Consider the following 20,293-nt stretch of genomic DNA (forward strand, 5'->3'; position numbering starts at 1 on the left):
GATATTATCGACACAAACAGCTATAAAGAAGGTACAGATCAGCTCTCCAGCTCCCAGTCAAAGTCGATGATGACCGGCGCGTGACTGGAGAAAGTCTGGTTTTTGTAGATACCGCCATTCAAGACACTGTGACGCATCCCGGCCGTGATGATCTGATAATCAATACGCATGCCCAGATTATCGTGACGCAGAAACTCATTTTGCCACCAGCTGTATTTGCCAGACTCACGATCCACTTCACGATAAGCATCAAAGAAGCCCATATCACCCAGCAGGCCTTCCATCCAGCCACGTTCGGCAGGCTGAAAACCGGAAACTTCTTCAGAATCGCGCCAGTTGGCCACATCAATCTTGCGATGAGCAATATTCCAGGTACCCGCCATAATGAATTCACGGCGCTTGCGACGCTGCTTGTTCAGGTGGTGGGAGTAATTGTCCAGGAAGCGATACTTGAAGTTCTGGCTGGCAGCATCATGACCTTCAGGCACATACATGCTGGCAATACTGATCTTGTCAAAGTCAGCCTGAATATAACGCCCTGTTTCATCCGCCTCGGGAAAACCAAGCCCGCTGATAATAGCTTTGGGCGCCTGACGTGTATAAATAGCTACACCGCCACAATCTTTCCTGTCATAACCATCGTATGCATAACAGAAATATCCATTGAGCTGATAATGGTCTTCTTCCATTGCAAACTCATCCTCACGAATGTCCTGCAAACAGATGACATCGGCATCCTGGTCCATCAACCAGCCAAACAGGCCTTTTTCACGCGCGTTTTTTATGCCTTCGCAATTAAAGCTGATAACTCTCATTATTGACTACACCTTGCCTGAACCAGACCTGGCCCGGCATAAAGCAAACTACCTGATTCAATTGTCAACCTGAGTCAACAGTCATTAAAACAGGCTTAATCCTGTATCTGCCTCACGCCAATGAGGGTGCTGCAAAAGTAGCGACAAAGCTGAGACAGGGCAAAAAGTGGCAAAAAGCGCAGTTTACAGGGAGTAAATGAGCATTTTTGAGTCACCTTTTAACGCAGTATCAGCGAAGCGCAGCACCTTTGCGACGGCCTCCAATGACTTGGGAATCGACTCATAACCTGAATAGTCACAGGTCTCTCTCCATAACCAGAGCATTGCCTCCCGGATTCGGGACCAGCTTTATACAGCCCTGATTAAACCCTGGAAATGACTTAATAGTTAAAAGAGCTGCATTTCCACGGTAAAAGTTCAACTACACAGAATACAGGAAAAGAGGAAATTTTAACTGAAGAATGATACAGGGTTGTCGCCGATATGTTTATCCGCATAAATGCTGCACCAGCTTATCAAAATATCAGAGCGGTGCACTGTCGTCAGGCATCAAAACATTACTTTGGCTTTTTCTCACTTAAAGACACCACTTTCGAGAATAGCTGCACCGATGGATAGTTGGCAAAGGTATTTTCAAAATTGAGGGTTCCCATACAGTTTACTGACCTTCTCACTCAGTGCTTAACACATAATTATAATTTCACTGTCGTAAGAATAGCGTTCAGCATTTTCCGATCAATTTTATGAGTTTTATGAAAACCTCCTACCGGTTGACGGTTCGTCTTGCTGCAAGCGGCGCCAGTGACTCAAACTTTATCTGGCCGGAATCATGTAAATCGCTTCAGAGCCTGCATAAGAAGAATTTTCGCGGTAAAATACAGCTACCTTTTTTCGAATAAGCACTTGATAGATCATGCTCGATTATCAGAGAGAGTTTCTAGACTTCGCCCTGCAAGAACAGGTGATTCGCTTCGGTGAGTTTACCCTCAAATCAGGCAGAAAATCGCCCTACTTCTTTAATGCCGGCCTTTTCAACACTGGCGAAGCCATCAGTAAAATGGGGCAGTTCTATGCTCACGCCCTGGTCAATTCTGGTATTGAGTACGATATTCTTTTTGGTCCAGCCTATAAGGGCATCCCTCTGGCCACTACCACTGCGGTGGCATTATCTGAGCATCACAACCTCAATACGCCTCTGTGTTTCAACCGCAAGGAAGTTAAAGAACACGGCGAGGGAGGCAACATTGTCGGAGCACCCCTTGAAGGTCGTGTCATTATTGTGGATGACGTGATCACAGCAGGTACTGCTGTTCGTGAAGTCATGGAAATTATTGATCAGAGCCCTGCCAGTCCGGCGGGAGTCATGATTGCCCTGGACCGTCAGGAAAAAGGCAAGGGCGAATTGTCAGCCATCCAGGAAGTTGAGAGGGATTTTTCCATCCCTGTGGTCAGCATTGTCACACTGAATGACCTGTTGTCGTATGCCGAAGAGCATAAAGACATCAAAATGCATGCCCCTGCCATCAGGGAATACAGGGAACGTTACGGAGTCTCGTAAAACAATCTCTGGCACCAGAAATAAGCAGCTCTTTTCGATCATGCCGGCCTGTTTCGCTGCTTTGACAGTCTCTTGCGCCAGTCTGAGCGCTGACGGCTGTCAAAGCAACAAGGGCAATCACTGAATTGACCACTAACACATCGTGCTCATCTGAAAACGACGGTTGCAAGCACTTCCCATTGTGTGAGCCACTGCTCGGTAGGCTTTCGTTTGAACTCACTGCGCACGTACTGGCAAATACGTCCTTCAGCAATGGAGAGCAACATATTAGCCATAGCACCCGGAGTAGCTTGAGGTCTCAGCCCCTCACTTAATTCAGCACCTCTCAGGACCTGCTTGATCTGGGTTTCTAAACGGTCAAACAGTCTGAAGACTCTCTGCCTCAGGCGATCAGGCTCTCCAGCCAGAGCATCGCCAGTGAGAATACGGGTTAAGCCAGGGTTTTTCTCACAGAAACCCAGCAGAAGTTGCAGAATCATGCCGCAGCGCCGCAAAGCCTGTTGCTCTTCTTCCATTATCAAATTAACCCTTGAGAACAGAGTATCTTCTATGAACTCTATCAGTCCTTCAAACATTTTGGCCTTGCTGGGAAAGTGGCGGTAAAGCGCTGCTTCAGACACCCCCACTTCTCTGGCCAGAGATGAGGTAGTAATTCTCTCCCCGGGGGCATTTTCCAGCATATGAGCCAGTGCCTGCAGAATTTGATCCTTGCGGGAAAACTTTCTGGTTTTATCCATTACTTCTCGACACACTCTTACTATGTCCGTGAAAAAATTTTCAGCCTCCAAACAGCCTTGAGCCGAAAATGCCGCTGACCTCTGACTGTAAAGATCACTGTCTCTTTTTTCAAAGGCTGTTCACGCATGACCGCCAGTAATCAGGGTACCCACACCCTGATCGGTCAGAAGTTCCAGTAGCAGGGCATGGGGGACTCTTCCATCAATGATATGGGCCCGGTTTACCCCATTACTGACTGCACTCAGGGCACACTGGATTTTTGGCAGCATACCACCATAAATCGTGCCATCAGCAATCAGCTTCTCAACTTGCACGGAATCCAGCCCGGTCAACAATTCACCTTCTTTACTGAGCAGCCCCGGAGTATTGGTCAGCAGTAACAGCTTTTCTGCATTGAGAGCTTCTGCAAGATGACCCGCCACTAGGTCAGCATTGATATTATAAGACAGACCCGAATCATCACCACCGATAGGTGCAACGACAGGAATGAAGTCCGAGTTCTGTAACATCTCAACAATACCGGTATCGATGGACTCCACCTCACCCACATGGCCAATATCTATGATTTCCGGTGCAGACATTTCAGGTGTCTTATGAGTCACTTTCAAACGACGTGCCCGGATGAAGCGACCATCCTTTCCTGTGACACCCACTGCACGACCACCGTTGTTATTTATCAGCGTGACTATTTCCTTGTTGACCAAACCACCCAGTACCATCTGGACAACATCCATGGTACTGGAGTCTGTCACCCTCATTCCCTGCACGAAGCGGGTTTCCAGATTCAGGCGTTTCAGCATGGACCCGATCTGAGGGCCACCTCCATGAACAACAACAGGATTGATGCCCACAGCTTTCAGCATGACGACACCCTGGGCGAAGGCATTTTTAAGCTCTTCACTCTCCATAGCGTTGCCACCGTACTTGATGACTATGGTTTTACCTGCAAAACGCTGTAAATAGGGCAGCGCCTCTGTGAGCACCCGGGCCCGATCATGCAATGGCAGTTGGGTTGCTTTATCCATCAATACTCCTCACAAAACACAATCAGCCGAAATAATACCAGAGCAAAAGTTCGACTCTTTATGACACTTCCGGCTCAGGCACAGGCTCGCATTGCCGACACTGATTTATCGAGTTCCAGAATGACCAAAACCACCGACACCGCGATCAGTTTCATCAAAGCTGTCAACAATATCCAGTTTGGCCTGAACCACCGGCACCAGCACCAGCTGGGCGATGCGCTCACCGGGCTCAATGGTGAAAGTCGAACGACTCCGGTTCCAACAGGAAACCATCAGCTGCCCCTGATAATCAGAGTCAATCAAGCCCACCAGATTACCCAGGACAATACCGTGCTTATGTCCCAGCCCGGAGCGAGGCAGGATCATGGCAGCCAGGGCAGCGTCTTCAATATGAATGGCCATACCGGTAGGCAGCAGCTCGGTCTGACCCGGCTCCAGTGTTAATGGCTTTTCCAGCATAGCTCTGAGATCGATCCCTGCAGAGCCATCCGTTGCATAGGCAGGCAAAGGGAATTCAGAACCCAGTCGTGTATCAAGAATTCGGGTTTTCAGTGCTTTCATTGGTCACCTGACGTGTTTTCGTGTTCTCTTTTCCATTTGCCAAAACGACGCGCGACAATTTTCAGAATCTTTCTGGACAGAACGGTCTTGGAAGCTCTTGGCATGGGCTCTTCAAAATCTTCACCCAAAATGGTCACTTCATTATTGTCACTACTGAAACCTATTTCATCATCTGACACGTCGTTGGCAACAATCAGGTTCAGTTTCTTGCGACGCAGTTTATCTATTGCATAACCCAGAACATTTCGGGTTTCTGCCGCAAACCCGATAACGAAGGGAGGTTCTTCCAGATCGGCCACCGAGGCAACGATATCCGGATTCTTGACCAACCTGATCTCCAGCGTTTCAGAAGGATCGTCAGGGTTCTTCTTGATCTTGTCTTCCTGGACTTCAACAGGACGATAATCACAGACCGCTGCACAGCCAATAAAGATATCAACCCCTTCGATGTTACCCAGAACAACCTGATGCATATCTCTGGCACTGATGACATCAATGCGCTCAACCCGGTCGGGTGTTTCCAGAGCAACCGGACCACTGACCAGCTTGACCGATGCACCGGCTTCCACGGCTGCGGCCGCCAGAGAGTATGCCATTTTTCCAGAGCTGTGATTGGAAATAAACCGCACCGGGTCCAGAGCTTCCTGGGTAGGTCCGGCGGTAATCAGAACATTCAGGCCACTCAATACATCATGTTCAAACATTTCAGCGGTATGCCGGGCAATCAGTTCAGGGTCCAGCATTCGGCCCGGACCAATATCACCACAGGCCTGACTGCCATCGTCAGGCCCGAAGATGCGAAGGCTGCGCTCTATTAACAGTTCTATATTCTGCTGTGTGCTCTGGTCACGCCACATGCCCTGATTCATGGCAGGTGCCAGACAGATAGGAGCGCTGGTCGCCAGACACAATGTGGTCAGCAGGTCATCGGCCTGACCGCTTGTCAGTCGGGCAATGAAGTCGGCTGTGGCCGGAGCCACCAGCACCACGTCAGCCCAGCGGGCCAGTTCAATATGGCCCATTCCGGCTTCAGCCCTGGCATCCAGAAGATCCAGATGGACCGGGTTGAGGGAAAGGGCCTGAAGCGTCAGAGGCGTGATGAATTCACAGGCAGCTTTGGTCATGACCACCCGAACATCCGCATCCCATTTGCGAAGCATGCGAATCAGCTCAGCACTTTTATAGGCAGCAATGCCACCTGTTACACCGAGCAAAATCCGTTTATTTCTTAAACGTTGCATAGTAGGCCTATGTTCGATAAATAAAGGGTATTTCTCAATCCCTATAAACCTTTGGGGCTATTTTAATTTATAAGGCAGGCATTAGATAGGTGACCTTGATCGGTCATTGTCTGCCAGATCCGTCTGGACTCATCTTCAGACTTTGAAGGCATCCACTTTGCGTAAACTTCGTTGATCATTTTTGTGTTCTTGTGGCCAAGCCGAGTCGCCAGCAGGCGGACAGCACCAGCCAATTTCTCAGGTGGGCCCATGAGAACCAGGCCAGCTTTGACTTTGCTGCCAGTGGTAAAAAACGAGTGGGAGCTGAAGCTCACGGCGACAACAGAATTGATTCCGATAGAGGTTACGGCAGTGTGCGTGGCAACAAAGATTTCAGAGGTTATTAATGACATTTGATGAATTGACAGAGACCACAGATCTGGACTCTGCGCTCATGATAAGGGACATGAACTTCAAAGCCTGGTACTGCACCATTGGGAAGTTTAAAGAACATGGAGGCTCTGGGTTTTCTGGAACGTGATGAGAACATTAGAGGGATACCCTGACTGAAGTGGCCTGAGATTCAGCATTCGTCATGAAGTCTGTAAACTGAAGGAATAAGATGAAATCTGATCTGGACGAACACAACACTGCCCTCTATACATAAAGCACAAATCTCAAAACAGCACTTAATTACAAATTCAGGGACTGCGAAGTAGATGCATTCCTTAGGAAATTTTTTAATGCTTGTTCTTTTGATTAAAATCAAAGCGGTGTAGCTGTTTATGCGCTTGTTTATTTTTTTAGTTTTCAACTTAAGTTTAACAATCAGCACAGGATACGCTGACATATGTCCAATTTGTCTGCATGAAATTAACAGTGGTCAGCAAAGTACCAGCCTTTGCTGCGGACATGATTTTCATGAGGATTGTATAAAGACATTGCGAATAAATCATCGTGATCTATCATGCCCGGTTTGTAGGCAGCGAACCCCAATACACCTTGGTGCAAATTCAGGAGATCATAGAACTTGTTTTGGGGAAGAACCTCTGTCACAGGCACTTACCAGACCAGAGTTTCAGGCAGCAATGATTGCTGCACTACAAAAGGGTCCGGCCAGTCCAAAGTTTTTAGTTTTTGCAGCTCCATTCGTAAAATCACAAGAACATTTCCCAGCAAGAGACGATATTAGCAGAGAATTATACGAAAAATTATCTACTTTGTTTTTTCACCGTTTATCAGAGTTAAGCGAAGCCGATCATTCGAAATATGAAAAAGGCCTTGAAGACCTCACGGACTTTCTAAATGTGCCAGAGACAGGAGCACAATGACAGCTGGCTTTATTTAGAGCATGCCGCATGCTTAAGTCGAGCCACCAAAGGCGGTGTCGGGTGAGCGTCAGCGAGTACCGGACAGTGCTGTTATTATGTTGCATTTGCACTGAGGTAAAAGCGATGTGCTCAGAGACGTAAACTGGCAGAGTGTTACTGGAATTCTTAGATAAACATGACAAAAGGGAACCCGTTTTTTTACATAAAATTGTGCAGAATGAAGGATGAGCCCAGATCGTTTTGGGGGCAGAAATTCAATAACCTTGCTCATTTACAGGGAAGACTGACCAGACTCGATTCAGCGGCACTGAAGACATCCGCTGGAATTATTTGTTATGCATTCTTTCTATACTGTTTTCTTTACTAACAAATCAATGAAACTTATTCCACATAAGAAGCTCTAAATATTTATATGGAAATTACTAAGGAAAGTTTCATTATGAAAAGTTTGTTTTTTTTGTTCATCATTTTTATTGCGACAAACTCTGCACTCGCCCAAGATAATATAGTATTAGTTATTACTGATTCTAGTTATGCATCTCCACTTGAAAAAGAGTTAGAGGTATACAAAAATGACCTTGAATCAGAAGGTTGGAATGTTAGTTTTCTTTTTAAAGATAAAAAATATTATTCATATAGTGAATTTCATAAAGAATTAGAATTACAACATTCAATGCAAAAAATGAAAGGTGTAGTCTTAATTGGCAATTTTCCATATGAAGACGATCATTTAATTAGTTGTAGTGAGTGCACTTTTGCTAATTCATTTTTTTTCTCGATAAAACCAGATTTTTGGGTGAGCCGTATCGATCCTAGCTTGATAACAAATCTAAATAACGTACCGCTGCTTAAGAATTACTTTAAGCGGAACCATGAGTATCGAAAAAGCAACTATTATCGGAATAACCATATCAATGCAATATCATCAATTACCTCTTACCGTGATACATATAATTACTATCTACATGCTTTATATTCCTTGGGAAGTTATTTGCCCAATATTGTTTATAGTACGGATGATTTTTGGGAAGCTGTGAATGAATCTAACGCAACAATAACTGAAATTGGCGTTCATGGTCATAAGGATTTAATTACTGTAAATCATCAGAATATTAAAGCTGAAGAAATTCTTTACAAGTCCCATTCAAAAAGCAGCTTTATTGATCTTTATTCTTGTTACGGCGGATTTCCAGCTAAGAACAATGTTGCCTCTGCATTCCTTTTTTCCCCATTTAGTAGAGTGTTAGCTGTTTCAGCAAGATCTGATCTTGCAAGCATGATTAGTCGAGTACATGCACATTATGTGAACTCAGTGAATATGGTCATTGGTGAAAGTTTCTTAGAAAATTATTCTTGGGCAAACCATGCTCTTCCGTACTACAACGGTAGAATTTTATTAGGTGATGGAACGTTAAAGCTGGGAAAATAATTATTTTATGGCACTGAATGCATAACCGCAGAAGTAACGGGCAGCGGCTGTCCCCACTCAAGTGTGAAGAGATCCTGCGTGATGATCAGGTAAAGTCCTGTTTCCAGTTGTTTCTTTTGCCAGCCTACTCATTCCTTTAGCTCTAGCAATAAATCCAGAATCAGTTGTTACTTGTCCAGTTCACGATAATGTTATTTGTCATACCAAAAGGTACTGGCGAAATGTTACCGCTACCAGGCACACCGAAAGCAAATTAGTACTCTGCGTTTTCAGAGCGTCCCCGGAAAGCCTCACTACCAGCAGATTGATAGTCAGAAACGTTTAAACAACCACCGATAGTATCGCAGAGATATACAATCAGCCCTGCCGGTTTATTGGCAATGTTCCAGCTCCACTGAACAAGAGTCACTGTGGCATTGGTTGGAATGGATGTTATAGATCCCATCAAACAGGAAATATAGTACCGCCCTCTGAGATACATAGTCGGTCCAGTCACAGAGTCAGCCCATGCTCCAGAAATAGTGGAGGCATTGAAAGGCTGAGCCATCAGACCAAGGGCAGGTGCAGAATTGGCATCTCCAAGCAATTCAAACTAATGCTTTTTCATAGGGATGGATTCTGAAGCATTAGAAGTGATGGAGAACGTCAGAGAAGAAAAAATCAGAGTCAACAAAGCAAGAAAGTTGCGATTAAGCAGTTTCATTGGTCTCATTCCTTTGAGATATACCAACCGACATCTACAATTTCTATGAAATCAGTAACAACTTCACCCTTAAACCCAGTCGAGAAAATCGACTCACCACCCACCAGCGTGGAACCTCAGACAAAAGCACCAGAGTTGTCAAACCTCACCAAGATCGGAAACCAGAAAGGCTTTAATCCGGGAGGCATCTACCATGACACAACGACAGGTAAGAAGTACTACATCAAAGAAGCGGTACCGAAGTGCAGGCTTTATTTCTGATAACCGGCTCATCTTCAATATCAAAGGCAATGACTATCGCCTGATTGTAAAGGTAGCTTATCGCAAAGGTATTGTTTTAATCGAATGGGTTGGTACTCATGCGAATTACGATCAAAGTCATTAAGACAGAAAAAGATCATGCGGATGCCATGGAGCGCCTGATGTTCCTCATGGATAGCTGTCCGGAAGAAGGATCAAAAGAAGATAACGAACTGGAAGTATTGGCTCTCCTTATTGAGAAATATGAAACAGAAAAGTTTCCTGCAGACCTGCCAGACCCCATTGAAGCCATTAAGTTTCGTATGGAACAAGAGGGTCTGACCCGAAGTGATATGAAGCTTTATTTTGGTTCAGCCAGTAAGGTGTCCGAGATACTGAATGGAAAGCGGGATCTGAGTCTTACAATGATTCGCAAACTGCACAGTGGGCTAGGCATACCTGCGGATGTTCTCATTAAGGAGCGAGGTGCCTCTTTGCCCGAATCAAATGGCATCATTTGGGAAAATTTTCCACTGGCAGAGATGAAGAAAAAAGGCTGCTTTCCGGGCTTTTCTGGCTCGATTAATGAATTAAAAACCTATGCAGAAGAGCACCTGCGCCGTTTTTTAGGAAGTGTGGACTCCAGGTATGTTGAACCTGCTCTTTGCCGGACGTCTGCTCACTATGTTTCAGACAAAGAGGTTGATCAGTTCGCCTTGCTTGCCTGGCAAGTGAAAGTTTTACAAGAGGCAGAAAAAACGAAAACTGACGGCCCTTACATTCCTGGCAGTATTACACCAGAAGTAATGAAAGAGCTTGCAAGACTGAGTTGGTCAGCTCAAGGGCCAAAACTTGCTCAGGAATTCTTATCGCATCTGGGGGTCAAGTTAGTTATAGAACCTCACTTTGGTAAAACTTATCTTGATGGTGCAGCTATGATGAGTAAATCAGATTATCCCGTCATCGGAATGACTCTGCGGTATGATCGTTTGGATAACTTCTGGTTTACGTTGATGCACGAACTTGCTCACGTCGCACTGCATTTAAATTCTGACACAACTGCATTTTTTGATGATACCGACTCACCTGAAAAGGACGATTTTGAACATGAGGCAGACAGCGCCGCAGCTGAGGCTTTAATTGAAAAGAGCATTTGGTCTAAAGCCAAGGTGCGTCAAAGTAAAAGTGAACGTGATTGCAAATCGTTAGCAAGAGAGCTAAAGATTAACCCGGCTATTGTTGCTGGACGTATCCGTCACGAGGATAAAAACTACAGCATCCTGAACAATATGATCGGAAACAAAATGGTTCGTCAGCACTTCCAGTCATAGCGGAACATTCGATAAATCAGGGAATTTTTCAGGTTTTATTGTGTCTGAAATAACACCAACTTAACAGTCGATACTTCAGACCCTATGACTCATCAACCTCAGGACACAGCCATTAAAGCACTTCCAGTAGAGGAACGCCCCAGGGAAAAGTTGATCTCCCGGGGGCCTGCCGTACTGAGTGATGCCGAGCTGCTGGCCATTCTGCTACGTACTGGTTATAAAGGCACTCATGTGCTGACTCTTGCTAACCAGCTGATTCAGCGCTTTCAGTCGTTAGATGGTTTGCTTTGTGCAACACCTGCGCAATTACAAGCTTTGAAAGGACTTGGGAAAGCGAAAGCGACTGAACTCAGCGCCATTCTCGAAATCTGCCAGAGAGTACTCTCTGAAAAAATGTCTGAACAAAGCACGATCAACTGCCCGGACGCCACCCGTCAATACCTACAGCTCCATTTCAGGGGCTGTCAGAGAGAAGAGTTTGCCTGCCTTTTTCTAGACACCCGTCACCGGGTTCTGGCTCTGGAAACCCTCTTTCAGGGCACACTCGATGCAGCGCCTGTCTACCCCAGAGAGGTGGTAAAAAGAGCCCTTGAACTCAACGCGGCGGCGGTTATAGCCAGCCACAATCACCCATCAGGTGACCCGCAGCCCAGCCAGGCTGATATAAGAATTACTGAAGCCCTCAAGAAAGCACTGGCATTGCTGGATATCAGACTACTGGACCATATTATCATTGGCAAAGGTGTATCGGTTTCCCTGGCCGAGCAAGGCTTTATGTGATCCGCCTGAATCCAGGTTACTGAACAATTCCAAAAGGCTTCCTACTACATTGATACGTGATAATCAGATGCCCTGGCATCGCAAATATCGTTTTTTACTACTGCAGATTCTGTTCAAATCAGTGGATAATTCAGTCTGCGGCTCTAGTAGAACTTATCCTTTCAGTTATACAGGAGCCTGACCAAAAATAGCACCCAACTTGCACCGAAGCCTTGACTTTGATATAAAGCCCGGTCTTTGTATATGGGTAGCTGCTGAGAGTTCTGACTCTTAACTTTGGGCAGACCTGCCCGAAAACGAATAGCGGAATCCTCCGGCCTCATGGCTGGGTTTTTTTGGTTTGAGAGGCCACTACTATGTCCAAAGTTTGTCAGGTTACCGGCAAGCGCCCGGTTACCGGGAACAATGTTTCCCACGCGCACAACAAGACCAAGCGTCGTTTCGTGCCAAACCTGCACCACAAGCGTTTCTGGGTAGAGAGCGAGAAGCGTTTCGTTCGCCTGCGTGTATCCGCTAAAGGCATGCGCATCATCGACAAGAAAGGCATCGACACCGTTCTGTCCGAAATGCGTGCTAACGGTCAAAAAGTTTAAGATAGCGGGAGCAATAAGTCATGGCTAAAGGTATTCGTGAAAAGATCAAGCTGGTTTCATCGGCTGGCACAGGTCACTACTACACAACGACCAAAAACAAGCGTAACACTCCAGACAAGCTGGTGTTCAAAAAGTACGACCCGGTTGTACGCAAACACGTTGAATACAAAGAACACAAGATCAAGTAAGATCCTGAGTTCTTTCCGGCCCGATACTCTGTCGGGCCCACTTTTCCTCCTCATCTTCTTCTTACGTTCAAATAAATTACGATTTAATATAACCTGCAACTGCTCTGTAACCGAGTTGTCTATTTTGGACCAGTTTGGTCAACCCTCAATCCAGCATTCATTCCAAACGTTCCAACACTTACCATCTGGAGTAGTGTCAAAAGAAAAAGACAAGAAAGCCTTTCTCCCAGCAGATCAAGCAAACGGTAGCTTTATGATAAAAGAAATCCGAGTAGAAGACTGGAAAAGCTTCGAAAACTCGACCCTTTACATAGACCCTCTCACAGTTCTCATCGGCACCAATGCCAGTGGTAAGTCCAATGTACTGGACGCCTTACTATTTCTGAACCTCAGTGCATCAAGCGTGCCTTTGAATGTTATTCTTCAGGGAGACAGTAATTTCCCGGGATTGCGTGGCAGCATAGACTGGGTATGTCGTTCGGGTACAAAACAGTTTGCCTTGGAAGTAAAGGTCTCTGACTGATGATTGCGGACTTGATGCACCCGCTATTACAGCCCGTCTCTACAACAGAAAACAAGGTAAACCCAGACCCTCGGCACGACAATCCACTATTTTGAGTCAGCTACACCCGGAAGCATTCTCTCAAAATCTGAGTAAAGATATTACCGAGGGGGTTGAAGCCGTTATCGGGGTACTAACAAGTATTTTTATTCTTGACCCTATCCCATCTCACATGAGGAATTATGCCCCCTTGTCAAAAGATCTGGATAGCGATGCAGCCAACATGGCCGGAATCATTGCGGCTCTTGATGTGCAACAAAAACAGCACATTGAAGAGACATTGACAAAGCATGTCAGTTTATTGCCAGAAAAGGACATTGGTCGGATATACTCTGAAACTGTTGGCCGTTTCAAATCCGATGCCATGTTATATTGTGATGAGTTGTGGGGCGATAAGAAGGTTTCCGTTGATGCCAGAGGTATGTCAGATGGTACATTGAGGTTTTTGGCCATACTGGTTGCCTTACTCACCCGCCCCGAGCACAGCCTTCTGGTAGTAGAAGAAATTGATAATGGTCTTCATCCTTCAAGATCCAATGTCCTTTTGAGCGTTTTGAGGTCCATTGGAGAACAACGTCATATCGATATCCTGGTGACCACACACAATCCAGCACTATTGGATAGCCTGGGACCGGAAATGACGCCTTTTATCACGATAAGTCATCGTGATAGTGAGACAGGGCACAGTCGTCTGACTCTTCTGGAAGATTTATCGAAACGCCCCAAACTGCTTGCTATAGGTCCTGTTGGCACTCTTTCAAGCCAGGGAAAGCTTGAACAGGCGCTTCGTGAGGAGCAAGTCTCTGGAGGGATAGGTCAGTAACGAGCAGTAAAGTCATTATCTTTGATACATCTGTACTATGTTGCTGGTTGCAGGTGCCAGGAAAAGAGACTTGCGGCCCAGAAGGTGATCGTTGGTACTTTGAACGCATAGAACAAAAAGTTTCAGAAGATGTCGCCGATTATTATGCCAGCACCAATGCCATAGCAGTGGAAATCTTAACTGGAGACAAAGGCTTAAAAAGCTATCAACCTCATAGCCCGGCTCCCAAACCTAGAAGAAGACGCTGATAAAAGTAAGGCCGATGAAAATTGTGCAAACTTTTGCCTGGCTAACCTTCACAAACTGCTTATTTTCTATCGTTTTCACACTGATATAATGCTCACCCTTGCATTGATAACAGAGCGCCTGCAGTCCCATGAAACCGGAACTCCTGTCCCCTGCCGGAACCATAAAAAACATGCGCTACGCATTCGCCTATGGCGCTGATGCAGTGTATGCAGGGCAACCCCGATACAGCCTCAGAGTTCGTAATAACGATTTCAAAAATGAAAACCTGCAAAAAGGCATTGATGAAGCCCACGCACTGGGAAAAAAGTTTTATCTGGCCAGCAATATCGCGCCTCATAACACCAAGGTAAAAACCTATCTGAGAGATATGGAGCCGGTCATTACCATGAAGCCTGACGCCCTGATTATGTCAGACCCTGGTCTGATAATGATGGTACGGGAAGCTTTTCCTGAGATGCCGCTGCACCTGTCTGTGCAGGCTAACGTCGTGAACTTCGCCACCGTTAAGTTCTGGGCAAAGCAGGGTGTTGAGAGAATTATCCTGTCCCGCGAACTTTCCCTTGAAGAGGTTCAGGAAATTCGTGACGAGTGTCCGGAAATGGAGCTGGAAGTTTTTGTTCACGGCTCTCTGTGCATCGCCTACTCCGGCCGCTGCCTGTTGTCCGGCTATATCAACAAACGCGACCCCAACCAGGGAACCTGCACCAATGCCTGCCGCTGGAACTATCAGGCACACGAAGCCAAAGAAAACGACAATGGTGACGTAGTACCAGTCAGCGCAGAACCCCAAACCGTTCAACCTACATTAGGAGACGGTCAACCATCGGATAAGATCATACTGCTGCAGGAAGAGGGCAGACCCGACCAGTATATGCCTGCTTTTGAAGACGAGCATGGCACTTACATCATGAACTCAAAAGACCTCAGGGCTGTGCAACATGTCCATCGTCTGACGTCCATGGGCATTCACTCCCTGAAAATCGAAGGACGAACCAAGTCTTTTTATTACGTTGCCAGAACGGCACAGGTTTATCGCAAAACAATTGACGACGCTGCTGCTGGCATTCCTTTTGACATGAGTGCCATGGACACGCTGGAGAACCTTGCCAACCGGGGCTACACAGAAGGCTTCTACCGTCGTCATGTTCATGATGAATATCAAAACTACGAGTATGGCAATTCGAGAGGTTCCAAACAGCAGTTTGTCGGTGAGATTTTGGACAACAATGGTCAGCAAATCACTGTTGAGGTGAAAAACCGTTTTGAGACAGGCGACACAATGGAATTGATGACTCCCAAAGGCAATGTAGCTTTTACTCTTGATAACATCGAAAACAAAAAAGGCGAATCTGTCTCTGTTGCTCCGGGCTCAGGCCATATCGTCAAGATTCCTCTTCCAGCAGGTGTTAAGCCTGACGAAATGTCTTTGCTGGTTCGTAACCTGCCCTGATGTCAGAAAGCACTGCCCCGACGGCGGTGCTAACCCTTATTTCAACTCAATGCAATACGGCAATCGTTATCCAGAACCCTGACCGAGAATAGCGCCCGCAACAAGGACACTTCAGTCCGTCAGACTCCTGGCCGATAACGGCCTTATGGATCTTGAAACCTTTACCAGCCTCTTCTCAGGCTCACCGTTCAAACCCCTGTTACGTCATCGTAATGCCGTATTGAATGCACTTTTGCACCTCAACCGACAACTTCAAGGTTTTGTGTATGAAAACACGCCGACCCCTTCCAGCAAGCCCTGGATCAAAGAACTTCCACATCAGCTTGAAGCCATGGAGCAAGAGGTGCTGTCCCGGCTGCAAAAACCATCACTGACGGCTCAACCCAGGGAAGTAATCGTCGATATACTGCAGGCGCAGAGCCAGCTCGCCCATCAGATCTCTCGACTTTCAGAACGACTAAGCTACCGCCCCCTTCGATTGCCAGCCGAAATGATTGTTCCGCTGAATAACCTGACCCGACACTTTGGTAAAACGGCGTATCAATTAAAGCTGGCCGCTATCGAATTAAATGAACTCAGCCAGGGCGGATTCAGGAAGCAGCACAACAAATCTCGAGGTTGCTACAGGAAAAGTCTGGCCTGTGATGTCGATGAACTCAGAAAGGCCTGTCACGAAATTCGTGAACAAACCTGCCTGACGGAAAGCGAAATAGATCCTGTGGATGTCGCCCTGCTGTTTCTGATTCTGGACGACATCAGTGATCTGTCTTTATGGATGCGTTCCCTGATAACTCATCTGCAAGCCTGATAAAATCCACTGGCAGACACTATTACCATCATCATCAACAACTACTCGCTTTCAACAACACATTCAATCCGCTTTTTACCGGTACGATCCAGATAGTCCTGAAAATCTTTGGGCAGGCGTCCTGTTGTTGAGCCGAACCAGCGCACCGTGTCTCCGGAGTTTGTCTGAAACTCAAAGTTATGTTTGGAGACGTTTCTCTTACGCTTGCCTTCCTTGCCTACCTCTTGTAAAAGATTCAGGTCAGACATCGAGAGGCCTTTGGCCTCCATGACTTTCTTGATCTCTTCTACGCTCTGAAGCTTTTGTTTTCTTTTTATATCAGCGGCTTCTTTTTCCTGATTTTTTTCTTCCAGCACCTCATTCAACCGGTTAATGATGCGCTCCATCTCATCCATACCCACATCCTTGAAGAGAGAACGGATTCTGGTTTTACTACCCAGACGATGCAGAAGTTCATCAAATATATTCATCATCAGACCTCAGTGTATCAAACAAATGCCGTCAGCTTGTGAAGGCACCCTTCAGCGTTCACCATAAAACTTGATAAGTCGTTTAATTCTAGGGCGACCCCGACTCATTCGCCATCGATTAGTATCTCTCAGGCTATACACACAGCCACAATACTCCTGTTGATAGAAATGCTGATCTTTGGAAATTTCAACCATTCTTGAAGCGCCACCCTGTTTGCGCCAATTAATAGTCCAGTACGTCAGGTCCGGGTACCGACCAGCAGCTTCAACGCCGCAGCGATTGATTTGCTCAAGGTTCTTCCAGCGAGAAATACCCAATGTACTAGAGATGAGATTAAACCCATGTTCAAAAGCATACAACGCTGTTCTCTCAAAACGCATCGAAAAGCATATTGAACATCTTTCTCCACGCTCCGGCTCGTCCTCGTAACCCTTAACACGATCAAACCAGTTTTCAGTATCATAGTCGGCATCAATAAATTTGATGTCATTTTTTTCACAGTAACGCTTGTTCTCTTTTTTCCTTAACTCATATTCTTCCAGAGGATGAATATTAGGATTATAAAAATATACCGTCTGCTCAAAACCAGAGGCTTTAATGGCACTAATGATTTCGCAGGCACAAGGTGCACAACAAGAATGCAGTAAAATTCTCCTTGAGCCGTTGGGAGACTTCAGGACAGGCCTTTGATAGTTATCTGCAGAGTAGGGTGAATTCATAATACGGATACCTGAATCCAGTTGTAATCATCAGTTAAATAGCAAACGCATCAATTGAGAAATGCTTTTTTCTTATATCCATGAGTTAAGGTGAGTTCAACGCAGAAAAGCTCCAGACATCTTAGCTACCGTCAAAATACCAAACCATAGACAGCTACCGAAGGCTTCGTGTCTATGACCAGTGTATTCTCTGATGTCGATGATTTCTGCCTGAGTTTTGCAACCGAGCAGCATAAGCAACTTGTCTGCGATGCCAATAGCGCAAAAGTGATATATCAAAACTGTCGCCCAGTGAAATAATGACCATCATCATCTATTTCCATCAGAGTGCCTTTCGGGAGTTCAGGCATTACCAACAGGTTTGTCATTTATTGATTCAAGGCCAATCATCGATCGAAGACCTTTACCAGGCCTTGTTGAGGAGTCCAATAAAAGACATTTTTATTCAAATGGCCTGAACAGGAGAATGGATACCCATGCACAGCAAGGCTGTCGCAAAAGCCCAACAACTCGTTCCCATGCTCTGAGGTCGTCATTCCCGCGAAGGCGGGAATCCAGCGCCAACGGTGGATCTCTGTCTTCTCGGGGATGACAAGGCCAGGGGGGCACCGGGCAGTAGGGTTCTGGTGGTGAGTCAGTGTGGATTCCCGCCTTCGCGGGAATGACGAGAATGAAGGCGGGAATGACGAGAATGACGCCGGGAATGACGGGAGTCAACTCGTTCCCACGCTGGAGAGAGTTTTGCGACAGCCTCACAGCGTGGGGGCCAGAACCACGGATCAAAAGAGGCGGCATATACCCTCACGCTGGGGTTCATCCTCCACCCTAAGTTCGGTGATTTTCACATCTAGAACACCATCCTGATCATTTTCAGAGACGGTTATCACATAGTCGCCATCGGCGCTGAAGCTGGCTGACAAGACTGGACCGAGATGGGAAATGATCGCTTTCACTAACCAGGATCCATCGAGCATCTGACCACAGATTTTCGCCGTGCCGTCATCACTGGCAGTCACCACATGTCGGCCATCAGTACTGAAGGTCGCTGAATAGACCCTGCTCTTATGAGAAACGGTCATTTTCTCCTGCCATGTTCCATCGTCCTTTAGGCCATAGATTTTCACCGTGCCGTCATCACTGGCAGTCGCCACATGCCGGCCATCAGTGCTGAAGGTCGCTGAATAGACCCTGCTCTTGTGAGAAATGGTCACTTTCTCCTGCCATGATCCATCGTCCTTCAGGCCATAGATCTTCACCATACCATCATGACTGGCAGTCAACACATGGCGGCTATCAGTGCTGATGATGAGTGATAGAATCCCTTGATAGGAAATGATGCCTTTTTCTTCCCATAATCCATCGTCATTCTGACTAGAGATTTTCGCTAATAAATCGTCAGCAGTGACCAGGTGGCGGCCATCGGGGCTGAAGCTGGCTAACTTGACTGACCTCCTGTGGCGGATGCTGGCTTGTGGTTGCCATGACCCGTCAATCTCCAGGCCATGGACTTTGGCATTTTGATCGTTACTGACAGTCACCACAAGGCGGCTATCGGCGCTGAAGCTGGCCGAACTGATTGAATAATTGTGCCGAATGATGGCTTTTGGTTGCCATGAGCCATCGTCCTCCAGGCCGGAGATTTGCGCTGTCTGATTCTGATCGCCACCGATGGTCACCATATAGCGACCCTGGGCGCTAAAGGTCGCTGGAAGAAAGAAATTCTGATTGGGAATCATGGTTTTTTTTACCCATGTACCATCGGCTTCCAAACCGCTGACTATTGCCATACCATCTTGACTGTTGGTTACCAAATAGCAACCATCAGGACTGAAGGCGGCTGAATGGACAGCGTCCTCATGATCAATAATGACTTCTCGTTCCCATGATCCATCGGCCTTTTGACCATAGATTAGTGCTCTGCCGTCGTAATCGAAAATAACCGCACGGCGGCCATCGGCGCTCAAGCTGGCATCATATGATGTATCCTCCTGATTAATGACGACTTTTGGTTTCCATGAACCATCGGCCTCCAGGCCAAAGATTCTCGCCGTGCCATCCTGACTGGCAGTCACCACATGGCTGGCATCAGCGGTGAAACTGGCCGAGTTGACACGGCTATCATGTGAAATAGTGGCTTTTGTAACTAATTTAAAGGCTCCAGATTGAGACTTTCGTTCGGTATTAGTGAAATGAAGCAGAGCAGGGAAATGAGGATCGCTTCGGTGTTGTATCAGTGATTCGATTAAATCTTTATCGTTTATAAACCGCTCCATCCAACAACGGAGCTGATCGTCATCTTTTGAAGTGATGATTGTGTTAAGTAGAAGCTGGTGTGATGAAGGAAAACGACGATACCACGCCTTTGCCAGCGCACTATCTTCTTGAATCACTTCTCGAAAGTGGGTAGATACCTGTTTTAAACGGGCAATATCTCTAAGCCTCAAACAGCCAATAATTTTCAAATGCTTGTCTACGGACAAATCGAGTAGTGAAGGTTTACTCTCGTCAGATACACTGATATTTCTGCCCTCACTGACACCCGTCGGAGCTTGCGCCAATGTAGACTGGTAGAGTTCTGGTGGAGTTGAACCACCGGTGGTGCTGTTATTTTCTAGTCCATTCATGTTCGGAATCCTCAAAGTCAGTATTTGTTTTCGATTAGAAAGAAAATTCTAAATTAATGAGGTAATGTAGAGTCG

General features: G+C 46.3%; 25 protein-coding genes. 15 read left to right on the forward strand and 10 right to left on the reverse strand.

What is annotated here, in order from left to right:
• Positions 1–38: 38 nt before the first annotated feature.
• The gene (locus P6910_RS25925; RefSeq protein ID WP_317144113.1) at positions 39–815 is read right to left on the reverse strand and encodes an exodeoxyribonuclease III; all 777 of its coding nucleotides are present in this window, start codon (positions 813–815) and stop codon (positions 39–41) included.
• 913 nt (positions 816–1,728) lie between these two features.
• Between P6910_RS25925 and pyrE the strand changes: the two genes are divergently transcribed.
• A complete protein-coding gene (gene pyrE / locus P6910_RS25930; RefSeq protein ID WP_317144114.1) occupies positions 1,729–2,373 on the forward strand; it encodes an orotate phosphoribosyltransferase in 645 nt (214 codons plus the stop codon).
• Positions 2,374–2,519: 146 nt separating this feature from the next.
• On the opposite strand, the gene slmA is transcribed toward pyrE, so the two are convergent.
• From slmA to coaBC, 4 genes are all read right to left on the reverse strand, one after another.
• On the reverse strand, positions 2,520–3,110 hold the full coding sequence (slmA, locus tag P6910_RS25935; protein ID WP_317144115.1) for a nucleoid occlusion factor SlmA: 591 nt from the start codon (positions 3,108–3,110) through the stop codon (positions 2,520–2,522).
• Positions 3,111–3,230: 120 nt separating this feature from the next.
• Positions 3,231–4,136, reverse strand: a complete 906-nt coding sequence (gene argB / locus P6910_RS25940) for an acetylglutamate kinase (protein ID WP_317144116.1) — start codon at positions 4,134–4,136, stop codon at positions 3,231–3,233.
• A 105-nt stretch (positions 4,137–4,241) separates the two neighbouring features.
• The gene (gene dut, locus P6910_RS25945) at positions 4,242–4,697 is read right to left on the reverse strand and encodes a dUTP diphosphatase (protein WP_317144117.1); all 456 of its coding nucleotides are present in this window, start codon (positions 4,695–4,697) and stop codon (positions 4,242–4,244) included.
• Positions 4,694–5,938: a bifunctional phosphopantothenoylcysteine decarboxylase/phosphopantothenate--cysteine ligase CoaBC gene (gene coaBC, locus P6910_RS25950; protein ID WP_317144118.1), complete on the reverse strand. Its 1,245-nt coding sequence runs from the start codon at positions 5,936–5,938 to the stop codon at positions 4,694–4,696. The genes dut and coaBC overlap by 4 nt, the downstream gene beginning before the upstream one ends.
• Positions 5,939–6,129: 191 nt before the next feature.
• Here coaBC and P6910_RS25955 point away from each other — a divergent pair, with 191 nt between their 5' ends.
• The 3 genes from P6910_RS25955 (at position 6,130) to P6910_RS25965 (ending at position 8,677) form a co-directional block, all read left to right on the forward strand.
• Positions 6,130–6,324 carry a hypothetical protein gene (locus P6910_RS25955; RefSeq protein WP_317144119.1) on the forward strand — a complete coding sequence of 65 codons (195 nt, stop codon included), beginning with the start codon at positions 6,130–6,132 and terminating at the stop codon, positions 6,322–6,324.
• 378 nt (positions 6,325–6,702) lie between these two features.
• Positions 6,703–7,248, forward strand: a complete 546-nt coding sequence (locus P6910_RS25960; protein ID WP_317144120.1) for an RING finger domain-containing protein — start codon at positions 6,703–6,705, stop codon at positions 7,246–7,248.
• Between the two features lie 439 nt (positions 7,249–7,687).
• A complete protein-coding gene (locus P6910_RS25965; protein WP_317144121.1) occupies positions 7,688–8,677 on the forward strand; it encodes a hypothetical protein in 990 nt (329 codons plus the stop codon).
• Between the two features lie 253 nt (positions 8,678–8,930).
• Here P6910_RS25965 and P6910_RS27055 read toward each other — a convergent pair whose 3' ends face one another.
• The gene (locus P6910_RS27055) at positions 8,931–9,224 is read right to left on the reverse strand and encodes a flagellar protein FlhE (protein ID WP_410493954.1); all 294 of its coding nucleotides are present in this window, start codon (positions 9,222–9,224) and stop codon (positions 8,931–8,933) included.
• Between the two features lie 201 nt (positions 9,225–9,425).
• Here P6910_RS27055 and P6910_RS25970 point away from each other — a divergent pair, with 201 nt between their 5' ends.
• The 11 genes from P6910_RS25970 (at position 9,426) to P6910_RS26020 (ending at position 16,404) form a co-directional block, all read left to right on the forward strand.
• On the forward strand, positions 9,426–9,641 hold the full coding sequence (locus tag P6910_RS25970; RefSeq protein ID WP_317146602.1) for a hypothetical protein: 216 nt from the start codon (positions 9,426–9,428) through the stop codon (positions 9,639–9,641).
• On the forward strand, positions 9,574–9,765 hold the full coding sequence (locus tag P6910_RS25975) for a type II toxin-antitoxin system HigB family toxin (RefSeq protein WP_317144122.1): 192 nt from the start codon (positions 9,574–9,576) through the stop codon (positions 9,763–9,765). The genes P6910_RS25970 and P6910_RS25975 overlap by 68 nt, the downstream gene beginning before the upstream one ends.
• Positions 9,740–10,951, forward strand: coding sequence for an ImmA/IrrE family metallo-endopeptidase (locus P6910_RS25980; protein WP_317144123.1), 1,212 nt, complete (start codon positions 9,740–9,742; stop codon positions 10,949–10,951). The genes P6910_RS25975 and P6910_RS25980 overlap by 26 nt, the downstream gene beginning before the upstream one ends.
• Positions 10,952–11,035: 84 nt before the next feature.
• Complete coding sequence (gene radC / locus P6910_RS25985) at positions 11,036–11,731, forward strand: RadC family protein (RefSeq protein ID WP_317144124.1); 696 nt, start codon at positions 11,036–11,038, stop codon at positions 11,729–11,731.
• Positions 11,732–12,087: 356 nt separating this feature from the next.
• Entirely contained in the window at positions 12,088–12,324 is a 237-nt protein-coding gene (rpmB, locus tag P6910_RS25990) for a 50S ribosomal protein L28 (protein ID WP_317144125.1), read from the forward strand.
• Between the two features lie 20 nt (positions 12,325–12,344).
• On the forward strand, positions 12,345–12,512 hold the full coding sequence (gene rpmG / locus P6910_RS25995; RefSeq protein ID WP_135508917.1) for a 50S ribosomal protein L33: 168 nt from the start codon (positions 12,345–12,347) through the stop codon (positions 12,510–12,512).
• A 193-nt stretch (positions 12,513–12,705) separates the two neighbouring features.
• Positions 12,706–13,035, forward strand: a complete 330-nt coding sequence (locus P6910_RS26000) for an AAA family ATPase (protein ID WP_317144126.1) — start codon at positions 12,706–12,708, stop codon at positions 13,033–13,035.
• A 91-nt stretch (positions 13,036–13,126) separates the two neighbouring features.
• Positions 13,127–13,897, forward strand: coding sequence for an AAA family ATPase (locus P6910_RS26005; protein ID WP_317144127.1), 771 nt, complete (start codon positions 13,127–13,129; stop codon positions 13,895–13,897).
• A 53-nt stretch (positions 13,898–13,950) separates the two neighbouring features.
• On the forward strand, positions 13,951–14,145 hold the full coding sequence (locus P6910_RS26010; protein WP_317144128.1) for a hypothetical protein: 195 nt from the start codon (positions 13,951–13,953) through the stop codon (positions 14,143–14,145).
• Positions 14,146–14,273: 128 nt separating this feature from the next.
• Positions 14,274–15,596, forward strand: coding sequence for a tRNA 5-hydroxyuridine modification protein YegQ (gene yegQ, locus P6910_RS26015; RefSeq protein WP_317144129.1), 1,323 nt, complete (start codon positions 14,274–14,276; stop codon positions 15,594–15,596).
• 145 nt (positions 15,597–15,741) lie between these two features.
• Positions 15,742–16,404: a DUF47 family protein gene (locus P6910_RS26020; RefSeq protein WP_317144130.1), complete on the forward strand. Its 663-nt coding sequence runs from the start codon at positions 15,742–15,744 to the stop codon at positions 16,402–16,404.
• Positions 16,405–16,445: 41 nt separating this feature from the next.
• Here the strand turns inward: P6910_RS26020 and P6910_RS26025 are convergent, their stop codons facing one another.
• The 4 genes from P6910_RS26025 to P6910_RS26040 form a co-directional block, all read right to left on the reverse strand.
• Entirely contained in the window at positions 16,446–16,877 is a 432-nt protein-coding gene (locus tag P6910_RS26025) for an H-NS family nucleoid-associated regulatory protein (RefSeq protein ID WP_317144131.1), read from the reverse strand.
• 48 nt (positions 16,878–16,925) lie between these two features.
• A complete protein-coding gene (locus P6910_RS26030; protein ID WP_317144132.1) occupies positions 16,926–17,594 on the reverse strand; it encodes an epoxyqueuosine reductase QueH in 669 nt (222 codons plus the stop codon).
• 441 nt (positions 17,595–18,035) lie between these two features.
• Positions 18,036–18,389 (reverse strand): hypothetical protein, encoded by a 354-nt coding sequence (locus P6910_RS26035; protein WP_317144133.1) that lies wholly within the window; start codon positions 18,387–18,389, stop codon positions 18,036–18,038.
• Positions 18,374–20,218, reverse strand: coding sequence for a hypothetical protein (locus tag P6910_RS26040; RefSeq protein WP_317144134.1), 1,845 nt, complete (start codon positions 20,216–20,218; stop codon positions 18,374–18,376). Before P6910_RS26040 ends, P6910_RS26035 begins: the two co-directional genes overlap by 16 nt.
• Positions 20,219–20,293 lie beyond the last annotated feature (75 nt).

Origin of the sequence: Endozoicomonas sp. 8E (genome assembly GCF_032883915.1) — a bacterium.
In the GTDB taxonomy this organism is placed as follows: domain Bacteria; phylum Pseudomonadota; class Gammaproteobacteria; order Pseudomonadales; family Endozoicomonadaceae; genus Endozoicomonas_A.